The organism is Methylibium sp. (assembly GCF_031393925.1).
In the GTDB taxonomy this organism is placed as follows: Bacteria; Pseudomonadota; Gammaproteobacteria; order Burkholderiales; family Burkholderiaceae_C; genus Methylibium.
The window spans coordinates 1-2,994 of sequence record NZ_JANMWL010000047.1 but is presented as its reverse complement, the minus strand read 5'-3'; the positions used below and the strand labels follow the sequence as shown (position 1 = coordinate 2,994).

3 protein-coding genes are annotated in these 2,994 nt (G+C 65.8%); all 3 read right to left on the bottom strand.

Annotation, left to right across the window (positions count from 1 at the left end):
- Positions 1–312: 312 nt before the first annotated feature.
- Positions 313–1,980, bottom strand: coding sequence for an MFS transporter (locus RMO12_RS03440; protein ID WP_309638206.1), 1,668 nt, complete (start codon positions 1,978–1,980; stop codon positions 313–315).
- A 170-nt stretch (positions 1,981–2,150) separates the two neighbouring features.
- The gene (locus RMO12_RS03435; RefSeq protein ID WP_309638205.1) at positions 2,151–2,813 is read right to left on the bottom strand and encodes a 2-hydroxychromene-2-carboxylate isomerase; all 663 of its coding nucleotides are present in this window, start codon (positions 2,811–2,813) and stop codon (positions 2,151–2,153) included.
- A complete protein-coding gene (locus RMO12_RS03430; RefSeq protein ID WP_309638207.1) occupies positions 2,810–2,983 on the bottom strand; it encodes a DUF1289 domain-containing protein in 174 nt (57 codons plus the stop codon). The genes RMO12_RS03435 and RMO12_RS03430 overlap by 4 nt, the downstream gene beginning before the upstream one ends.
- Between the last annotated feature and the right edge of the window lie 11 nt (positions 2,984–2,994).

The following is a 2,994-nucleotide window of genomic DNA, read 5'->3' as shown; positions in this document are numbered from 1 at the left end:
GCCGGCCGGTGAGGCGGCTGCCTCGGGCGCGGTGACCGCGTCGGCGCCGTGCTTTTCGCCGCTCATGTCGATGTCACCACCGCTCTTGTTGAGCACGAACATCACGAGGGCGGCGAAGACGATGAAGGCGATGACGAGTTTCCACATGATGGTTGGTCCAGGTGGGAGGGATGGGAGGGATGAAAAAAGCCGCGAAGGCGGTGCCGTCGCGGCTTGATTTATAACTTGCGCCGCTCGCTGGCGGCCCGCTCGGCCAAAGGCCTCACGGCCGAGCGATGCCGACAGCCCGCTGCGGACTGTCGGCTACACCGCTCAGTCCTTCGCGTAGATATCCACGTCCTTGGTTTCGCGCACGAAAATCGCACCGATCACGAAGGTCATGCCGGCGATGATGATCGGGTACCACAGGCCGTTGTAGATGTTGCCGGTCTGCGCCACGATCGCGAACGCGGTGGTCGGCAGCAGGCCGCCGAACCAGCCGTTGCCGATGTGGTACGGCAGGCTCATCGAGGTGTAGCGGATGCGGGTCGGGAACATCTCCACCAGCATCGCCGCAATCGGGCCGTACACCATCGTCACCAGGATCACCAGGAACACCAGGAGCGCCACCACCTTGAACTTGTCGATCTTGGCCGGGTCGGCCTTGGCCGGGTAGCCCGCCTCGCGGATGGCCGCAACGACCGCCTTCTTGAAGTCGGCGTCCTTGGCCTTCGCCGCGTCGGGCGCCATGCCCTTGGCGGTGTACGACTCGATCACCTTGTCGCCGATCTTGATGCTGGCCACGCCGGTGCCTGCCACGTTCTCGTAGTTGACCGAATTGCCGGCCAGCACCTGCTTGGCGATGTCGCAGGAGCTGGTGAACTTTTGCGTGCCGGTCGGGTTGAACTGGAACGAGCATTCCTTCGGATCGGCCGTCACCGTGACGGGTGCGCTCGCCAGCGCCTTGGCGAGTTCAGGGTTGCCGGCCTCGGTCAGGGCCTTGAAGACCGGGAAGTAGGTGAACACCGCGATCAGGCAGCCGCCCAGGATGATCCACTTGCGGCCTATCTTGTCGGACAGCGCTCCGAACACGATGAAGAACGGCGTGCCGATCAGCAGCGACGTCCCGATCATGATGTTGGCGGTGGCGCCGTCGATCTTGAGCGTCTGCGTCAGGAAGAACAGCGCGTAGAACTGGCCCGTGTACCAGACCACGGCCTGGCCGGCGGTCAGGCCCACCAGCGCCAGGATCACGATCTTCAGGTTCTTCCACTGGCCGAAGCTCTCGGTCAGCGGCGCCTTGGAGGTCTTGCCCTCTTCCTTCATCTTCTTGAAGGCGGGCGACTCGTTCATGGACAGGCGGATGTAGACCGAGATGCCCAACAGGAAGATCGAGACCAGGAACGGGATGCGCCAGCCCCAGTCGGCGAACTTCTCTTCACCCAGCCAGGTGCGCGTGCCGAGAATCACCAGCAGCGAAAGGAACAGGCCCAGCGTGGCGGTGGTCTGGATCCACGACGTGTAGGCGCCGCGACGGTTCTGCGGCGAGTGCTCGGCCACGTAGGTGGCTGCACCGCCGTACTCGCCGCCGAGCGCCAGGCCCTGCAGCAGCCGCAGCGCGATCAGGATCACCGGGGCAGCGACGCCGATCGAGGCGTAGTTGGGCAGGATGCCGACGATGAAGGTCGACAGGCCCATGATCAAAATGGTGACAAGGAAGGTGTACTTGCGCCCGATCATGTCGCCCAGGCGGCCGAAGAAAATGGCGCCGAACGGCCGCACGATGAAGCCGGCGGCAAAGGCCAGCAGCGCGAAGATGAACGCCGAGCCGGCATCCAGCCCCGAGAAGAATTGCTTGGCGATGATCGCGGCGAGCGAGCCGTACAGGTAGAAGTCGTACCACTCGAAAACGGTGCCAAGGGACGAAGCGAAGATGACCTTCTTCTCCTCCGGCGTCATCGGGCGCGCGGGCGCGCCGTGAGCGTATAGCACTGCTGCCATGGGGTGTCTCCTCTGGGGCATCGCCGCGAATGCGGCTGAGGCGCGAGGATGACGACCTGCACTGACCCGACTCTGACGCGAAACCAACCGTAACTTACGCGCCTAGTAAAAACCCGCCCGTGTGTTGCCGCGATGTGAGAGCGCAGCGGACAAAACTGCGGTCGAGCCGGTCAGCGCCGCCGCTGCGCCGCGCTGGGCAGCGCGGCCGTCCCATCCCATGACGACTCGAACCACGGATCGCCGCGCATGCAGGCCGCCACCATGTCCAGGGCATCGGCGCCCCAGAAAATTCGCGGCGCATCGTCCGCACGCCGTCCCGGCAATTCCAGCGTTGGCACGCCGAAGACGCCGTGCGCGATGGCCGTTTCCGTGTTGTCGCGCAGGGCACGCTTGACCGGCTCGGACTGTTGATCGCCGCGCGGTTGCAGGCTGGCGCTCAGCTCGGCCAGACGAGCGGCGTCATCGACTGCCGCCCCGCCTTGCCATACGTAGCGCAGCACGCGCTCGCATTGCAGCCGGTTAGGCTGCATGCCCTCGCTGCCGCACGCCATCAGCAAGCGCAGCAGCGCAAGCGGATTGAACGGGTGCGCGGCGGGCAGCTGCAGCGCCGTGCCCTGGCGGTGGCCGAGCCATAGCGCCTGCCGATAGGTCCAGTCGCGCTTGGGCGCAATCTCGGCCGGGCCGAGCTGGCCCCAGTGCTTGAGTAGACCGGCAAACAGCACCGGCCGGTAGCTCACCGCATAGGAGCAACCTTCGAGCGCCTCGGGCAGCCGCTCGAAGGCGAGGTAGGCATAGGGCGAGATCGGGTCGAACCAGAAGGTGATCGGCGTCATGGTGGGTTCTCCCGGGCGAGCCGGCGCGGCTCGAGTTGCAGCCAGATGGCGCGCTTGGCCGCATCGTCCAGGCGCGCCCATGCGACGATTTCCTCGATGCTGCGGTGGCAGCCCTCGCACCAGCCGCTCGCCGCGTCGATGCGGCAGACATTGGTGCAGGGCGACGGCACGCCCGCGGCCT